14 protein-coding genes are annotated in these 16,100 nt (G+C 68.6%); 3 read left to right on the top strand and 11 right to left on the bottom strand.

Annotated features, from left to right (window positions below; genetic code table 11):
• Window positions 1-13: 13 nt before the first annotated feature.
• On the bottom strand, window positions 14-1,555 hold the full coding sequence (locus CQ040_RS04465) for a PucR family transcriptional regulator (RefSeq protein WP_105527013.1): 1,542 nt from the start codon (window positions 1,553-1,555) through the stop codon (window positions 14-16).
• 101 nt (window positions 1,556-1,656) lie between these two features.
• On the opposite strand from CQ040_RS04465, the gene CQ040_RS04460 reads away from it, so the two are divergent.
• Window positions 1,657-3,141: a CoA-acylating methylmalonate-semialdehyde dehydrogenase gene (locus CQ040_RS04460; protein ID WP_028503272.1), complete on the top strand. Its 1,485-nt coding sequence runs from the start codon at window positions 1,657-1,659 to the stop codon at window positions 3,139-3,141.
• Between the two features lie 18 nt (window positions 3,142-3,159).
• A complete protein-coding gene (locus CQ040_RS04455) occupies window positions 3,160-4,548 on the top strand; it encodes an aspartate aminotransferase family protein (RefSeq protein WP_105527056.1) in 1,389 nt (462 codons plus the stop codon).
• 76 nt (window positions 4,549-4,624) lie between these two features.
• On the opposite strand, the gene CQ040_RS04450 is transcribed toward CQ040_RS04455, so the two are convergent.
• The 5 genes from CQ040_RS04450 to CQ040_RS04430 are packed head-to-tail and all read right to left on the bottom strand — an operon-like array spanning window position 4,625 to window position 10,394.
• Window positions 4,625-6,286, bottom strand: coding sequence for an amidohydrolase (locus CQ040_RS04450; protein WP_181156754.1), 1,662 nt, complete (start codon window positions 6,284-6,286; stop codon window positions 4,625-4,627).
• 2 nt (window positions 6,287-6,288) lie between these two features.
• Window positions 6,289-7,179, bottom strand: a complete 891-nt coding sequence (locus tag CQ040_RS04445) for an ABC transporter permease (RefSeq protein WP_028503275.1) — start codon at window positions 7,177-7,179, stop codon at window positions 6,289-6,291.
• Window positions 7,176-8,060, bottom strand: a complete 885-nt coding sequence (locus tag CQ040_RS04440) for an ABC transporter permease (protein ID WP_105527014.1) — start codon at window positions 8,058-8,060, stop codon at window positions 7,176-7,178. Before CQ040_RS04440 ends, CQ040_RS04445 begins: the two co-directional genes overlap by 4 nt.
• Entirely contained in the window at window positions 8,053-9,231 is a 1,179-nt protein-coding gene (locus tag CQ040_RS04435; RefSeq protein WP_105527015.1) for a spermidine/putrescine ABC transporter substrate-binding protein, read from the bottom strand. Before CQ040_RS04435 ends, CQ040_RS04440 begins: the two co-directional genes overlap by 8 nt.
• Window positions 9,228-10,394: an ABC transporter ATP-binding protein gene (locus CQ040_RS04430; protein WP_105527058.1), complete on the bottom strand. Its 1,167-nt coding sequence runs from the start codon at window positions 10,392-10,394 to the stop codon at window positions 9,228-9,230. Before CQ040_RS04430 ends, CQ040_RS04435 begins: the two co-directional genes overlap by 4 nt.
• 204 nt (window positions 10,395-10,598) lie before the next feature.
• Here CQ040_RS04430 and CQ040_RS04425 point away from each other — a divergent pair, with 204 nt between their 5' ends.
• Window positions 10,599-10,967 carry a hypothetical protein gene (locus tag CQ040_RS04425; protein WP_146113889.1) on the top strand — a complete coding sequence of 123 codons (369 nt, stop codon included), beginning with the start codon at window positions 10,599-10,601 and terminating at the stop codon, window positions 10,965-10,967.
• 33 nt (window positions 10,968-11,000) lie between these two features.
• Here CQ040_RS04425 and CQ040_RS04420 read toward each other — a convergent pair whose 3' ends face one another.
• The 5 genes from CQ040_RS04420 to CQ040_RS04400 are packed head-to-tail and all read right to left on the bottom strand — an operon-like array spanning window position 11,001 to window position 16,028.
• Window positions 11,001-11,729 (bottom strand): FadR/GntR family transcriptional regulator, encoded by a 729-nt coding sequence (locus tag CQ040_RS04420; protein ID WP_105527017.1) that lies wholly within the window; start codon window positions 11,727-11,729, stop codon window positions 11,001-11,003.
• A gap of 33 nt (window positions 11,730-11,762) precedes the next feature.
• Window positions 11,763-12,542: a 3-oxoacyl-ACP reductase gene (locus CQ040_RS04415; RefSeq protein WP_105527018.1), complete on the bottom strand. Its 780-nt coding sequence runs from the start codon at window positions 12,540-12,542 to the stop codon at window positions 11,763-11,765.
• A gap of 39 nt (window positions 12,543-12,581) precedes the next feature.
• A complete protein-coding gene (locus tag CQ040_RS04410) occupies window positions 12,582-13,943 on the bottom strand; it encodes an aldehyde dehydrogenase (protein WP_105527019.1) in 1,362 nt (453 codons plus the stop codon).
• Window positions 13,940-14,692 (bottom strand): gamma-glutamyl-gamma-aminobutyrate hydrolase family protein, encoded by a 753-nt coding sequence (locus CQ040_RS04405; protein WP_258131381.1) that lies wholly within the window; start codon window positions 14,690-14,692, stop codon window positions 13,940-13,942. Before CQ040_RS04405 ends, CQ040_RS04410 begins: the two co-directional genes overlap by 4 nt.
• On the bottom strand, window positions 14,673-16,028 hold the full coding sequence (locus CQ040_RS04400; RefSeq protein WP_105527021.1) for a glutamine synthetase family protein: 1,356 nt from the start codon (window positions 16,026-16,028) through the stop codon (window positions 14,673-14,675). The genes CQ040_RS04405 and CQ040_RS04400 overlap by 20 nt, the downstream gene beginning before the upstream one ends.
• Window positions 16,029-16,100: the final 72 nt, after the last annotated feature.

Below are 16,100 nucleotides of genomic sequence, written 5' to 3'. Positions count from 1 at the left end.
GCGCGACGCACGGTCACCCCGGGGAGGTCGTGCTCCGCTTCGCCAGCAGCGCGAGGTGGAGAGCCGCGAGCGTCTCGCCGTCGTCGAGGTCGACATCGAGCAGATCGCCGATCAGCGTGAGGCGCTGATAGAAGACCGATCGGGAGAGGTGGCTCGCGGCCGCTGCGGCGGAGCGATTGCCGGGATGGGCGACGAGCGCCGACAGCACATCGAGCAGGTCGCCGCGACGATCCCGGTCGTATGCCAGGACCGGCGCCAGCATCCGCGAGCTGTGGGCGAGCAGTCGCTGATCGTCGCGCAGCGAGGCGACGAAGCGCTCCAACGGACGATCATCGACACGGCGCACACGCGGACCGGTATCGGAGCGATCGCTCGCCGACAGGTCTCTCGCTGCACGCAATGAGGCGAGCAGACCCAGCACATCCTCGGCAGGAGGGCCGACGAAGACCGTCCGGTCAGGGCCGGCTATGCGCACAGCGAGCGCATCGGTGAGTACGACGGATGCCGGGAACGACAGCAGTGCGACGTCGTCGTCGCCCACCCGCGCGGCGACCACAGCTCCCCCGGCCTGCCGCGCCCGGTAGGCGAGCTCGCTCGGCGAAACCGCACCTCGGGCGACGATGCCGTGGCAGTGGCGGCCCGGCACTGTGAAGCCGCCGGTCGCGAGACGTGCCGCGATGTCGTCCGGATTCGCGAATCGCGCGCCGAGCAGGTCGTCGATGATTCCGCGCTGCGCGAGCAGCGACCACTCGGCATCACCGCCATCCGCAAGACATCCGAAAGCGAGAGCCGTGGCCCCCTGCTCGAGGACGGTGAGACGGCCTGCCGGGTGCGCGGGCCCCGGCAGAGCGAGCAGGCTCCCCCACCGCACCCCTCTCGCCTGCACCGGAACACGGTCGGCGGAGTCGAGCTGCGCCAGCGCCTGGGCGACCGGCATCCGCATCGTCTCCTGCGCGATCACCTCGTGCGCGAGGTTCTCCAACACGACGGGCGCGCCGAGTGCTCGCGCCGTCTCGGCCACGACGACATCGGCCGGCGCACCCTGCAGGCTCAGCGCGGTGAACAGCTCGTGCAGGTGCTGACGCTCGCGCAGCGCATCGGTCTGCGCCGCGATCAGAGCTCGGTGCACCGTCTCGGTCACGGCGACGAACTTGATCTCGCGGGTCAGGGCGATCAGAGCGAGTCCGACCTGCCTGCACACCTCGGTCATGGCCTCCGGGATCTGCGTCTGACCGGAATCGAGCTCGACGACGATTCCCGCGACCCCCGCGCGATGCAGCGCCCTGGCGAAATCGCGCAGTGCCTCCGGAGCAGTCGGCCACCCCGCTCCGGTGCTGAGCAACAGCTCCCCGCCATCGAGGAGGCGGGCGACTCCTGCGCTGTCGGAGACGTGCACCCAGCGCACCTCTGCGTCGAGCGCCTCGCCACCGACGATCACCTCGGGCGCACCGGCCTGCACCACCGGTTCGCCGAGCACATCGGCGACCGTGAGCAGCGCGTCCGACCGCGCCGGACGATCTGTCCGATTCCACTCGAAGTCCTGACGATCTGACATCACGCTTCGCTCTCCTGCTCTGTGATCATTGAGGAGTATCAGCGTACCGAACCTCGGTCAGAGTGTTCGAAACCGCATTCTTCAGCCCTCGGAGGAACATCGTGGACATCGTCCGTCACGTCATCAACGCCGCGGAGACCGCGGAAGCGGCCCGCACCGGCCAGGTCTTCGATCCCGCCACCGGCCAGGTGTCGAAGCACGTCGCCTTCGCCTCGACCGCCGAGGTCGATTCCGCGATCGCCGCCGCCGCAGCCGCTCTCCCCGCTTGGCGCGAGACGAGCCTCATCAAGCGCGCCGACGTCTTCTTCCGTCTGCGTCAGCTGCTCAAGGAGCGCACACCCGAGCTCGCGGCGATCGTCACCTCCGAGCACGGCAAGGTGCTCTCTGATGCCGCCGGCGAGGTGTCACGCGGCATCGAGAACGTCGAGTTCGCGGCCGGACTCGTGCACCTGCTCAAGGGCGAGCGCAGCGAGCAGGTCTCCCGCGGCGTCGACGTGCACTCGGTCAAGCAGCCGGTCGGCGTCGTCGCGGCGATCACGCCGTTCAACTTCCCGGTCATGGTGCCGCTGTGGATGGTCGCCTCCGCGATCGCCTGCGGCAACACCGTCGTCCTCAAGCCCAGCGAGAAGGACCCGTCAGCAGCGGTCTGGATCGCGAAGCTGTTCTCCGAAGCCGGCCTCCCCGCCGGAGTGCTGAACGTCGTCAACGGCGACAAGGAGGCCGTCGACGCCCTCCTCGAGTCGCCCAGGGTCGACGCCATCAGCTTCGTCGGTTCCACCCCGATCGCCCGTTCGATCTACCAGCGCGCCTCGGCCGCCGGTAAGCGTGTGCAGGCTCTCGGCGGCGCGAAGAATCACATGGTCGTGATGCCGGACGCCGACATCGATGGCGCTGCCGACGCCGCGGTCTCCGCAGCCTACGGTTCCGCTGGCGAGCGCTGCATGGCCGTCTCGGTGCTGGTCGCGGTCGGCGACATCGCGGATGACCTCGTCTCCGCGATCGCCTCGCGTATCGACGGGCTGAAGATCGGCCCCGGTACCGACGCCGAGAGCGAGATGGGTCCGCTGATCACCCGAGAGCACCGCGACCGCGTCGCCTCTTACGTCACAGGCGCAGAAGCCGAGGGCGCGAAGGTCGTCGTCGACGGCACGCTGAAGCAGTTCGACTCGGAGGGCTTCTTCCTCGGGGTCAGCCTGATCGACCAGGTCGCCCCCGGCATGAAGGTCTACGAAGACGAGATCTTCGGCCCCGTGCTCACCGTCGTCCGCGTCGAGACCTACGCCGAGGCGGTCGCCCTCGTGAACGCGAACGCCTACGGCAACGGCACGGCGATCTTCACGCGCGACGGCGGCACGGCGCGACAGTACGAATTCGACATCGAGGTCGGCATGGTCGGCGTGAACGTGCCGATCCCGGTTCCGATCGGCGCCTACTCGTTCGGTGGCTGGAAGGACTCGCTGTTCGGCGACTCGCACATCTACGGCCCGGAGTCGGTGCACTTCTACACTCGTTCCAAGGTCGTCACCACCCGCTGGCCCGACCACACGCCCTCCCAGATCGACCTGGGCTTCCCGAGCAACCACTGATCAGGAGCGATGACGACGATGACGAACTTCACCGACCGGCACGGCATCTCCCACCCGCTCCCCGCTCCTGAGGCCGAGGCACAGGTGCGGGCAGACGACCGCGGCCACGTGTTCCACTCCTGGAGCGCGCAGGGCCTGATCGACCCGCTGCCGGTCGCCGCGGGCGAGGGATCGACGTTCTGGGACTACCAGGGCAACGCCTACCTCGACTTCTCCAGCCAGCTCGTGAACCTGAACCTGGGGCACCAGCATCCGGATCTCGTTGCGGCCATCCAGCAGCAGGCTGGTCGCCTCTCGACGATCCAGCCGTCGATCGCGAACGACGTGCGCGGAGAGCTCGCGCGCCTGATCGCCGAGGTCGCCCCGGAGGGCCTCGAGAAGGTCTTCTTCACCAACGGCGGCGCCGAGGCCAACGAGTACGCGGTGCGCATGGCCCGGCAGTTCACCGGTCGCCGCAAGGTGCTCTCGATGTACCGCAGCTACCACGGCTCCACCGCGACCGCGATCTCGCTGACCGGCGATCCGCGGCGCTGGGCGAACGACACCGTCGACTCCGGCACCGTGCGCTTCTTCGGTCCGTACCTCTACCGTTCGCCGTTCCACGCCGAGACCCTGGAGCAGGAGTCCGAGCGGGCGCTCGCACACCTCGAGCAGACGATCCAGCTCGAGGGGCCGCAGACGATCGCGGCGATCATCATCGAGACCGTCGTCGGCACGAACGGCGTGCTGGTGCCGCCGCCCGGCTACCTGCAGGGAGTGCGCGAGCTGTGCGACCGCTACGGCATCGTCTACATCGCCGACGAGGTCATGGTGGGCTTCGGTCGGCTGGGCGAATGGTTCGGCATCGACGCCTTCGACGGAGAGCCCGATCTGATCACCTTCGCGAAGGGCGTGAACTCGGGCTACGTGCCGCTGGGCGGCGTGGTGATCTCCGAGCGCATCGCGAGCGCATTCGACACGATGCCGTTCGCCGGCGGGCTGACCTACTCCGGTCACCCCCTGGCGTGTGCGGCGGGTGTCGCGACGTTCGAGGTGTTCCGCCGTGACGGCATCCTGGAACGGGTGCGCGACCTCGGCACACGCATCGTCGAGCCCACGGTGCGCAGCTGGGCCGAGAAGCACCCGAGTGTGGGCGAGGTGCGTGGGCTCGGACTGTTCTGGGCGGTGGAACTGGTGCGCGACCAGGAGACCCGCGAGCCGCTCGTGCCGTTCAACGCCTCGGGCGCGGACGCCGCCCCCATGGGCGCCTTCGCTGCGGCAGCCAAGAAGGCCGGGGTCTGGCCGTTCACGCACTTCAACCGCATGCACGTGGCCCCGCCGCTGGTGATCAGCGAAGAAGACCTGATGCGCGGACTCACCGTGCTCGACGAGGCACTGTCTGTGGCCGACGAGGCCGCCGCGGGCTGATACGAGCGCAGAAACAAATGAAGCCCCGGCGACGCGAGGTCGCCGGGGCTTCATGTCTTCGGGCTCGCCTGCGCGCTCAGCCCGCGGAGTCGTACACCCGCACTCCCCCGACCCAGGTACCCCGTACCTCGGTCAGGCCGATCTCGTCGACGGGATGCTCGAACGGGTCTCGGTCGAGCAGGGCGAGGTCGGCACGCATCCCGACCGCGATCGTGCCGGTGTCGTCGAGGTGGTTCACCCGCGCTGAGCCCGCCGTGTACGCGACGAGCGCGGTGGCCAGGTCGATCGCTTGCTCGGGGAGGAATGCCTCGTAGTCGCCCTCCCACTCGGTCGGCGCAGAACGGCGATTGACCGCCACATGGATCGCGGCGAGCGGGTTGGGTGTGCTCACCGACCAGTCGCTGCCTGCGGCGAGCGCGGCGCCGGAGCGCAGCAGGTCGCCGAACGGATACTGCCAGGCGGTGCGCTGCTCGCCGAGGAATGGGATGGTGAGGTCGACCATCTGCGGCTCCAGCGTCGCCCACAGCATCTGCATGTTGGCGGTGACGTCGAGCGCGCGGAACCTCGGGATGTCGTCGGGATGCACGATCTGGATGTGCGAGATGTGGTGCCTGTTCCCGCGCGGCCCGTTGTGCACGAGCGCCGCTTCGACCGCGTCGAGGCATTCCCGCACCGCGCGGTCGCCGATCGCATGGAAGTGCAGCGTGAACCCGAGGGCGTCGAGCCGGGTCGCGGCCTCCTTGAGCAGCTCGGGTTCGACGAAGGAGATGCCGGAGTCTTCGCGCGGATGCCCGTGCCCGTCGCAGTAGGGCTCGAGCATCGCGGCGGTGAAGTTCTCCGCCACGCCGTCCTGCATGATCTTCACGCTGCGCGCCCGGAAGCGCCCGACCGTGCTCTCGTCGCGACGCCGGACGATGTCGTCGATCTGCTCCAGGCCGCGCGAGCGGTCCCACCACAGCGAACCGACGACGCGGCCGGTGAGCGCACCGGATGCCGCGGCCGTCAGGTAGGCCGGGAGCGGATCGCCCGCATCCCCGTACTCGGTGCCGACGATCGCATCCTGCCAGGCGGTCACGCCGTAGGAGTGCAGATGCCGTTGCCCCTGCAGGAGCGCCTCGACCAGTCGCTCGGGCGGCTCGATGGGGAGGAGCCGGTTCACCAGACCCATCGCCCCCTCGTGCAGCGTGCCGCTCGGGGCACCGGTCGCATCGCGTTCGATCCGGCCGTCGGCGGGGTCGGCCGTCTCCCGGGTGATGCCGGCGAGCGCGAGCGCACGGGAGTTGACCCAGGCGCCGTGTCCGTCGCGGTTCGGGAGGAACGCCGGCCGGTCGGGTACCACCGTGTCGAGATCCGCCGCAGTCGGAGTCCCGCCGGGGAACGCCGACATCTGCCATCCACCGCCGAGGATCCACTCGTCGCCGGAGTGCTCCCTTGCGTACTCGGCGATGCGCGCCAGGTACTCGTCCCGCGTCGACAGCGCGGAGAGGTCACAGCGCAGCATGTCGAGTCCGCCCCAGACCGGATGCACATGGGCGTCCTGGAAACCGGGCACGAGCAGTCCGCCGTCGAGATCGACGACCTCGGTGTCCGGACCGATCAGCGCCGAGACATCGTGACCCACCGCGCTGATGCGTCCGCCCGTCACAGCCACGGCGCGTGCGGTGGAGCGCGCGGCATCCGCCAGGAACACCCGACCTCCCCGTCGCCCGCCGGTGAAAGCCAGATCTGCGTACGCCACGATCAGCCGCCTGCCATCGTTCGGGCGATATCGGTCGCCGAGTCTCCCGCCCGCTTGAGCACCACCGCCACCAGCGCGAGCGCGAGGAGCGTCAGCACGAGCATGATCGTCGACACTGCCGCGATCTCCGGTCGCAACCCGCTGCGCAGTGCGCTGAGCACGTACACCGGCCAGGGAGTCGTGCCCGAGACCTGCACGAACGCCGACACGACCGTGTTGTCGAGACTCAGCGTGAACGAGAGCAGGAACCCGGCGAGCACAGCCGGCATCGCGAGCGGAAGCGTGACCTTGAAGAACGTGCGGACGGGTGGCGCGTACAGGTCGGCCGAGGCCTCCTCCAGGCGGGCGTCCAGTCCCACCAGGCGCGCGCGCACGATGTACGACACGATGGCGATCGAGAACAGCGACTGACCCACCACGAGTCTCATGGTGCCGTCGTTGAATATGCCGATCCCGGCATCCTGTCCGAGGAAGACCAACCACGGCAGGAGGGCCACGGCATCCACGATCTCGGGAGTGACCGAGACGAGCAGCAGGAGTCCGAGGAACCACCAGACCCACTTGCCGGGGTTCCGGGCCATCGCGATACCGGCCAGCGTGCCGAGCGCCGTGGCGAGCAGGGCGGCCAGCAGCCCGGTGCGCACCGAGACGAGCACCGCGTCGCGGATCGCGGGCTTGTTCACGATCGCGAGGAACGAGTCGAAGCCGAAGTGGTCCCACGAGACCAGCAGGCGCCCGACGTTGAAGGAGTAGGCGATGATCACGAGGATCGGCAGGAACAGGAACAGGAAAACCAACCCTGCCCAGATCGGAAGCACGAAGCGTCCGGCTCCCCGGCGAACGCGCGGCGCGGGCGCTGCGGTCTTCTGCGGTGCATCGGTCACGGCGGTCATGATCCCTCCCCCAGGACGAGACGGTTGCGTTGTCTCAGTGGCAGCGTCACGAGCCAGAGGAGGCCTGCCGCGACCGCGATCGAGATCATGATGACGATGATCAGCAGCACCGCCATCGCGGAGCCCAGCGCCCAGTTCTGCGCGGTCTGGAACTGACTCGCCACGACCTGCCCGATCATGTTGCCTTTCGCCCCTCCCAGCACCGTTGCCGTGATGTAGTCGCCCATGAGCGGGATGTAGACCAGCAACACCCCGGCGATGATGCCGGGCCTGGCCAGCGGCACCGTCACGCGGAGGAAGGTCGTCACGCTGTTCGCGCCCAGATCCTTGCTCGCCTCACGCAGCGGCCCCGACACGCGATCGAAGGCCACGAACAAGGGCAGGATCATCAGCGGCAGGTAGTTGTAGACGACCCCGAGGAGCACGGCACCGCGCGAATAGAGCAGATCGAGCGGACCGGGGATGACCCCGATGCCCTGCAGCAGCTGCGACAGCCACCCCTCGGGGGCGAGGATCACCTGCCAGCCGATCGTGCGCACCAGGAAGTTTGTCCAGAACGGCACCATCACGAGCGCGAGCAGGAGACCGCGTTTCGAGGGCGGCGCCTTCACCGCGATCCAGTACGCGACGGGACCGCCGATCACCAGACACAGGGCCGTGCCGAGGATGCCGATCCACAGGGTGTTCAGGAACGTGCTGAAGAACGTCGGCGACAGCGCCTCGACGTAGCGGTCGAACGAGAGGTGGTCGAGCGCGTGCGTGGCGAAGATGCTCGGCTTGTAGCCGAAGCTGAACACGATCACCATGAAGATCGGGGCGACGAAGAAGACGAGCAGCCAGACCCAGGCGGGGATCGCGAGACCGAACTTGAGCTTAGGCACCGGCGGCCGCCTTCATCGAGTTCCAGATGGAGACGACGCGATCCTGCGCTTCCGTCAGCTTGCCCTCATGCATCGTGGCCACCTGCTCCTCGTCGAAGAACACCATGTCGAGTCGTTCGAGCCCCGCGGCTTCCGCCTCGTCGCGGATGCCCGAGATGCCGGTGTCGTAGCCGATGTAGTCGACCTGCGCGAGCTGCACGTCCGGCTGCAGCACGAAGTCGATGAACGCATGCGCCGCCTCTGGGTGCGGGGCGCCCGCGGCGATCGCCCAGTTGTCCATCCACAACTCTGTCGCCGGGCTCCCGAGCACCCACTGCCAGCGGTCCGGATCGTCGGATTCGAAGATGCCGAGACGCGCGTCGCCGTTGTAGGACTGCAGCAGCGCGTGCGAGGCCTGCGGGATCGACGAGCCGCCGGGATACGAGTCGAACGCCGAGACGTGAGGTGCGAGGTCTTTCACCAGGAACTTCTCGACCGCGTCGAGGTCGGCGGGGTCCGTGGTCGTCCAGTCGATGCCGTTCGCCCAGAAGTAGATACCCAGCAGCGGTGCCGGGTCGTCGAGCACTGAGGTCGAGCCGGACGCCTCGTTCTGTGCGGCGTCGATGAAGTCGTTCCACGTCGTGAGCTCTCGCGAGATCACCCGTTTGTCGTAGACGAACCCGGTGGTCCCCCACGCCTTGCACACCGAGTACTCGTTGCCCGGATCCCACGAACGTCCGCGGAACTCGGGTGCCACGTGCTTCATGTTCGGCAGCAGGTCGAGGTTGAACTTCTGAAGGAGTCCGTTCTCGGCCATCGGTCCGACGAACACCCCGGTGGGCACGACGATGTCGTAACCCGAGGTGCCGCGAGCCGCCACGAGCTTCGCGATCAGCTCTTCGTTCGAATTGAACGCGTCGAGCACGATGCGCGGGCCGCTCTCGGCGGTGAACTGCTCGAGCACCTCTGGGGCGTCGTAGTCGCCCCAGCTGTAGATCGAGAGCTTGTCCTCGAGCGGGCCGCCCTTGGCATGCACTGCCGCAGCATTCTGCGCCGGTGCGCACGCACTGAGCACGACCGCGCCGCCCGCCATGATCGCGGTCGCGAGGAACCCGCGCCTGGTCAGCTCGGTGCGGATCACGCGTGCGGCACTCCGATGCGCGAGAACGCGCACCGGGGGCCGGCCCGTCACAGGCCGCCGTCCTTGGGCAGGGTGATCACGTGCGTCGCGGTGGTGGGGATGCCCTCCGCCGCGAAGAGCCGCGCGTCCGCGGGGCTCCAGACACAGCGGACGACGTCGTCGACTCCCACCGACGGAGCGGTCGGCGCCGGCATCCGCGAGAGGAACGTGGCATCCTCGCCGATGCGGACCGCGACCTGCAGGGTCTCACCGAGGTGGGAGACTCCGAGCACGCGTCCCGGCACCCCTTCCCCTTCGCCCTGCTCGAGGCGAACGTACTCGGGGCGGATCGCGGCGACGGCAGTCTGCCCCGCAGCGACCCGTTCGCCGCCCCAGCGTCCGGAGATCACACCGATCGCGGTGTCGACCGCGGCGCCGTCTGCGCGCACCGTGCCGTGCACGAAGTTCTGCTGACCGATGAACGAGGCGACATACGCCGACGCAGGTTCCGCATAGATCGCAGCCGGTGCGTCGAGCTGCTCGATCCGTCCCGCGCGCATCACTGCGATCCGGTCGCTCATCGACAGCGCCTCGGCCTGGTCGTGGGTGACGAACACGAAGGTCGTGCCGAGACGCGCCTGCAGCAGCTTGAGCTCGAGCTGCATCTCCTCGCGCAGCTGGCGGTCCAACGCCGCGAGCGGCTCGTCGAGCAGAAGCACGCTGGGCCGGTTGATGAGCGCCCGAGACAGGGCGATGCGCTGCTGCTGACCGCCGGAGAGCTGCGTCGGCTTGCGATCGGCGAACGCACGCAGCTGCACCATGTCGAGCGCTTCGCGCACACGCTCACGCTGCTCGGCCTTGGGCACCCGCCGCTGCTGCAGACCGTAGGCGACGTTCTCCGCGACCGTGAGGTGCGGGAACAGCGCGTACGCCTGGAAGACGGTGTTGACCTCGCGCCGATAGGGCGGAAGGTTCAGGACGCTGCGGCCGGAGATGAGGATGTCGCCGGCATCCGGATACTCGAAGCCCGCGATCATGCGCAGGGTCGTCGTCTTGCCGCAGCCGGAGGGGCCGAGGAGGGAGAGGAACTCCCCCGGCTGCACGTCGAGACTCAGATCATCGACGGCGGTGGCGGTGCCGTAGCGCTTGGTGACGCCGTCGATGCGGACCGCGCCAGTGGGTGAGGGTGTGGGGGTGTCAAGCGTCGACGTCGACGCGTGGGTGGTGCCGGGCATGGAGCCTCCCATTGAGTTTCGCTTGCGGTGATTCTGACACAGGAAAGTTCCCAGGTATAGCGAAATCGGAAGCATCTTCGTCGATACGCAACGGTATCCGTTGTCATTTCCTAAACCTGCGACCGATTGGGTTCGTTCAGACCGAGGAAGACCGATACCGGATCGTGACGACGAGATCCGGCCGCGATCCGTATGCTCGGCGACATGGTCCAGGTCGCCTCCCCACCGCGTGCGACGTTCGAGCGCGCGACGTTCGAGGCGGTCGTCGTCGTCGGCTGGTCGATCGCTGCGGCGTTCGCGGCGCTCGTCGCATGGGTGCTGGTCACCGAGACTGCACGGGCCGCCCTGGGCGCCCGGGGCGAACTCGTCGAGGGGATGCCGGTGCTCTCGATGTGGTTCCTGAGTGTGGTCTTCGCGCTCGTCGGCGTCGCCGGCGGCGGGGTGTGCCTTGGCCTGTCGACGAGAGTCCGCGGACCGCGCGCCGGTCGCATCGGGGCCTATACCGTCAGCGGGCTCGCGGTCGGGTGCTCCATCGCTGCACTCGCTGCAGGCTTCGTGGCGTTCTCCCTCTGAGCAGTCCGGATCCGTCGCCGGACGTCTGGATGCTCAGATCAGGAAGCCGCGCAGCAGCGCCTCGGAGCCGGCGAGGTGATCGCGCATCGCGGATTCTGCCGCATCGGGGCGTCCGGCAAGGATCGCGGAGACGATGCTCTCATGCTGCTCCCCCGAATGCTGGATGTTGCGCGGCATCAACGGGAAGGTGTCGAGCCAGGCGTTGACGTCGGCACGGTTCTCCGCCACGAGTGCGACGAGGGAGGGGATGCCTGCGGCCTCGGCGATCGCCAGATGCAGCAGCGTGTCCAGGCGTCGATACTCGTCCGGCCCGGCCGGAAGCGCCGCCTCATGCCGCGCCCAGAGGTCGGCACGGGTCGATGCATCCAACGATCGGCTCGCCGCCGCGCGTACGGCCCCGGTCTCGAGCACACGACGAAGCCCGAGCACGTCGTCGATCTCCTCCGAGGTCACCGTCCCCGTCACGGTCGGGTGCGGCAACGGATCGGCGACGAACGTCCCTCCATACCGGCCACGTCGCGCGACGAGGTAGCCGGTGTCAGCCAGCTCGCGGATCGCCTCGCGCACGGTGTCACGGCTCACCCCGAACGACGCCGCGAGCTCCCGTTCGGGAGGCAGCGATTCCCCCGGAGCGACCACGCCGAGGCGGATGGTCTGCACGAGCCGGGCGACAGCGTCCTCGAGGGCGTTGCCGCGCCGCAGCGGCCGGTAGACCGCTTTGCGCACCTCGACGAGATCGCCGTCGTGGGGGTGCTCGCTCATGTCATCACCCTGTCACAGCGACGTGTGGGGCGTTCACAGCGGGGTGACGTAGGCGTTCGTGATTCCGCCGTCGACCACGAACGCACTCGCGGTGATGAACGACGAGTCATCGGAGGCGAGGAACGCCACGGCCGCCGCGAGCTCTTCCGGCTCGGCGAAGCGCCCCATCGGCACATGCACGAGACGCCGCTGCGCGCGCTCCGGGTCCTTGGCGAACAGCTCCTGCAGCAGCGGGGTGTTCACCGGCCCGGGGCACAGCGCGTTCACACGCACCCCTTGACGCGCGAACTGCACCCCCAGCTCCCGCGACATCGCCAGCACGCCCCCCTTCGACGCGGTGTAGCTGATCTGCGAGGTCGCAGATCCCAGCAGCGCGACGAACGACGCGGTGTTGATGATCGACCCACGTCCCGCCGGCACCATGTGTCGCAGTGCCGCACGGCTGCACAGGTACACGCTCTTGAGGTTCACATCCTGCACCCGATCCCACGCGGGGAGCTCGGTGGTCTCGATGGAGTCGTCGTCGGCCGGCGAGATGCCCGCGTTGTTGAAGGCGATGTCGATGCGGCCGAACTCCTCGGCGACACCGTCGAACAGGGCATTGACCTTGGCCTCGTCGGCGACGTCGACCGGACGGAACACCCCGCCGACCTCCGCAGCCGCTGCCTCGCCTGAAGTGGGATCGACATCAGCGATCACGACGAAGGCGCCCTCCGCCGCGAAGCGCTGGGCGGTGGCGAACCCGATGCCGCTCGCGCCACCGGTGATGATGGCGACACGGTCCTTCAGTCGCTGGGTCAGGTCGATGCTCATGTGGGTTCTCCGTTCCGGATGGGGTGGGTTGCGACGTGATCAGAGTTCATCGGTCGCGAAGAAGACGTTCTTGGTCTCGGTGAAGTGCTCGGCGGCGTCAGGGCCGAGCTCGCGCCCCAGGCCCGACGCCTTCATTCCGCCGAACGGGGTCGCATACCGCACCGAGGCGTGCGAGTTCACCGACAGCACCCCGCTGCGCACACCCCGAGCCACGCGAACGCCACGACCGAGGCTCTCGGTCCACACGGAGCCCGCGAGCCCGTAGGCGGTGTCGTTGGCAAGACGGATGGCGTCGGCCTCGTCCTCGAACGGCATCACGGCGACGACCGGTCCGAACACCTCCTGCTGGGCGATACGGTCGGCGGGGTCTGCGAGCACGACGGCCGGCGCGAACCAGAACCCGTCGCCTTCGGGCGCACTGCCACGGAAGGCGATGTCGGCGCCGTCGAGGAAGGATGCGACCGTGTCGCGGTGCCCTGCCGAGATGAGCGGTCCCATGTCGGTGTCTTCCCGCGCAGGGTCGCCCACACGCCAGGCGGCCACGGCGGGTTCGAGCAGCTCGAGGAAGCGGTCGTACACCGATCGCTGCACGAGCAGGCGGCTGCGCGCACAGCAGTCCTGGCCGGCGTTGTCGAAGACCGAGCCGGGCACCCCCGCTGCCGCGCGTTCGAGATCGGCGTCGGCGAAGACGATGTTGGCGCTCTTCCCGCCGAGTTCGAGCGTGACGGGCTTGAGCGCCCGCGCGCAGCCGGCCGCAACCTCGATGCCGACCTCGGTCGAGCCGGTGAAGACGACCTTGCGCACATCGGGGTGCTCGACCAGACGCTGCCCGACGACCGACCCCGACCCCGTGACGACCTCGAAGAGCCCCTCGGGGAGTCCGGCTTCGAGGGCGAGTTCACCGAGGCGGATCGCAGTGAGCGGCGTCAGCTCGGCAGGCTTCAGCACCACGGCGTTGCCCGCGGCGAGCGCCGGTGCGAACGCCCACGAGGCGATCGTCATCGGGAAGTTCCACGGCACGATGACACCGACCACGCCGTAGGGGTCGTGGAAGGTGACGTCGAGACCGCCGGCCACCGGGATCTGCTTCCCGGACAGCCGCTCCGGATCGGCGGAGTAGTAGTTCAACACCTGGGCGACGTGCCCGGCCTCCCAGCGGGCGGAGCCGATCGGATGCCCGGAGTTGAGCACCTCCAACTGGGCCAGCTCCTCGGTCGCCCCTTCGACGGCACGGGCGAACGACCGGAGCGCATCAGCCCGGGCGACCGGCGCAAGCGCTGCCCATCGGCGCTGCGCGGTGACGGCGCGGGCGATCGCGGCATCCGTCTCTCCGACATCGGCGCGAGAGACCTCACGGATCGCGGCTCCGGTGGATGGGTTGATGACTGTGAACGCACTCATCGGGCGTCCTCCTTCCGCCGCGCGGCGAACGCACGAGCCTGTGAGACGAGATCTGCGAAGAGGCGCCGATCCTCGGCGTTCTCCTCCGGATGCCATTGGATGCCGACGACGTGGCCGGCTGAGGTGTCGACGAATGCCTGCACGAGTCCGTCGTCGGAGCGTGCGGCCGCGACCAGCCCCTCCCCGAGGCGGTCGATGCCCTGATGGTGATAGCTGTGCACCCGCACGTCGCCCGCACCGAGGACGCCGGCGAGCGCGGTGTCGTCCGAGACCTCGATGTCGTTCTCGGCGAAAACACCTCCGCCGAGGCGGTAGCGTTCGGTGCCGAGCGACTCCGGCAGGTGCTGCTGGAGTGTTCCGCCGCGCGCCACGTTGACGAGCTGCAGGCCGCGGCAGATCGCGAGCACCGGGATGCGGCGCCGCTCGGCCGCCCGGAACAGCGCGAGCTCCCACGCGTCACGGTCGACGCGGGCGGGGTCGGTGAGCGGATGCCTCTCCTCTCCGTAGAGCTCGGGCGCGACGTCCGCCCCACCGGAGAGGATCAGTCCGTCCATCTCGGCGATCGCCGCATCCGCTGATTCCGGGTTCTGCGGTGGCAGCAGCAGTGCGATGCCGCCGGATGCTGTCACTCCGGTCAGATACTGCTCGGGCAGGAACGCCGCCCGCACATCCCACACCCCCTGCTGCGCGCGCTCCAGATAGGTCGTGACACCGATCAGCGGTGCCGGGTCAGAGACGCTCGAAGCCACGGATGCGCTCCCAGTCGGTGACGGCGGCATCGTAGGCCTCGACCTCGATGCGCGCCTGGTTCAGGTAGTGGTCGACGACGTCATCGCCGAAGGCGGCTCTCGCGATGCTCGACTCGCTGAACAGCTGCGCCGCCTCCCGGAGCGTGGTGGGCAGATGCTCGACGCCGGCCTCGTAGGCGTTGCCGGTGAAGCGCTCGGGCAGCGGCAGCTCGTTCTCGATGCCGTAGAGGCCACCGGCGATGATGGCGGAGATGCCGAGGTACGGGTTCACGTCGCCGCCGGGCACCCGGTTCTCGACGCGAAGGCCCGATCCTGCACCGATCACGCGCAGCGCGCAGGTGCGGTTGTCGATGCCCCAGGCGACACCGGTCGGGGCGAAGCTGCCTTTCGCGAACCGCTTGTACGAATTGATGTTGGGCGCGTACAGCAGCGTGAATTCGCGGAGCGTCGCGAGGATGCCGGCGATCCAGTGCTCCATCACCGGGCTGAACCCGTGCTCACCGTCTCCTGCCATGACCGGGGTGCCGTCGTCCGCACGCAGCGAGAGGTGGATGTGGCAGCTGTTGCCCTCGCGCTCGTTGAACTTGGCCATGAAGGTGAGCGCCTGTCCGTGCTGCTCCGCGATCTCCTTCGCGCCGTTCTTGTAGAGCGCGTGCTGGTCGGCGGTCTCGCGCACCTCGGCGTAGCGGAACGCGATCTCCTGCTGTCCGAAGTTGCATTCCCCCTTCACGCCCTCGCAGTAGAGCCCGGCACCGTCCATGCTGTTGCGGATATCGCGCAGCAGCGGTTCGAGGCGGGTGGAGGCGAGCAGGTTGTAGTCGACGTTGTAGTCGGTCGACGGGGTCAGCCCCTCGTACTTGCGAGCCCAGGCGTCGCGGTAGGTGTTGTCGAAGACGATGAACTCGAGCTCGGTGCCGGAGAACGCGGTCCAGCCGCGTTCGGCGAGACGGTCGCGCTGGCGGTCGAGGATGGCCCGGGGCGATGGACCGACCGGCTCGCCGTTCTGCCAGACCAGGTCGGCCATCACGAGCACCGTGCCGTCGAGCCAGGGGATGTTGCGAAGCGTCTCGGCATCCGGTCTCAGCACCATGTCGCCGTACCCGCGGTCCCACCCCGACATCGCGTAGCCGTCGACCGTGTTCATGTCGACATCGACCGACAGCAGGTAGTCGCAGGCCTCTGCACCGTGATGCAGGATGTCCTCCTGGAACAGCCGCGCCGACACCCGTTTGCCGACCAGCCGTCCTTGCGCATCGGCGAAGGCCACGATCACCGTGTCGATCTCGCCGGCGGCGATGCCGGCATCCAGCTGCTCGATGCTGAGGTTTCCCGACATCTTCTCGCTCCCGTCGTCGTGGTGAAGCGATCGACCGACCGGCTTCGCCCTCAGAGTAGATCACCTCGACGT

The organism is Microbacterium sp. MYb54 (genome assembly GCF_002979515.1).
Taxonomy (GTDB): domain Bacteria; phylum Actinomycetota; class Actinomycetes; order Actinomycetales; family Microbacteriaceae; genus Microbacterium.
This window is presented reverse-complemented; position numbering and strand designations above follow the sequence as displayed.

What these genes read in the sequence shown, in the direction of transcription:
- CQ040_RS04465 (WP_105527013.1), bottom strand. Translation starts at nt 1,555, where the DNA reads ATGTCAGATCGTCAGGACTTCGAGTGGAATCGGACAGATCGTCCGGCG.
- CQ040_RS04455 (WP_105527056.1), top strand. Translation starts at nt 3,160, where the DNA reads ATGACGAACTTCACCGACCGGCACGGCATCTCCCACCCGCTCCCCGCT.
- CQ040_RS04445 (WP_028503275.1), bottom strand. Translation starts at nt 7,179, where the DNA reads ATGACCGCCGTGACCGATGCACCGCAGAAGACCGCAGCGCCCGCGCCG.
- CQ040_RS04430 (WP_105527058.1), bottom strand. Translation starts at nt 10,394, where the DNA reads ATGCCCGGCACCACCCACGCGTCGACGTCGACGCTTGACACCCCCACA.
- CQ040_RS04425 (WP_146113889.1), top strand. Translation starts at nt 10,599, where the DNA reads ATGGTCCAGGTCGCCTCCCCACCGCGTGCGACGTTCGAGCGCGCGACG.
- CQ040_RS04420 (WP_105527017.1), bottom strand. Translation starts at nt 11,729, where the DNA reads ATGAGCGAGCACCCCCACGACGGCGATCTCGTCGAGGTGCGCAAAGCG.
- CQ040_RS04415 (WP_105527018.1), bottom strand. Translation starts at nt 12,542, where the DNA reads ATGAGCATCGACCTGACCCAGCGACTGAAGGACCGTGTCGCCATCATC.
- CQ040_RS04410 (WP_105527019.1), bottom strand. Translation starts at nt 13,943, where the DNA reads ATGAGTGCGTTCACAGTCATCAACCCATCCACCGGAGCCGCGATCCGT.
- CQ040_RS04400 (WP_105527021.1), bottom strand. Translation starts at nt 16,028, where the DNA reads ATGTCGGGAAACCTCAGCATCGAGCAGCTGGATGCCGGCATCGCCGCC.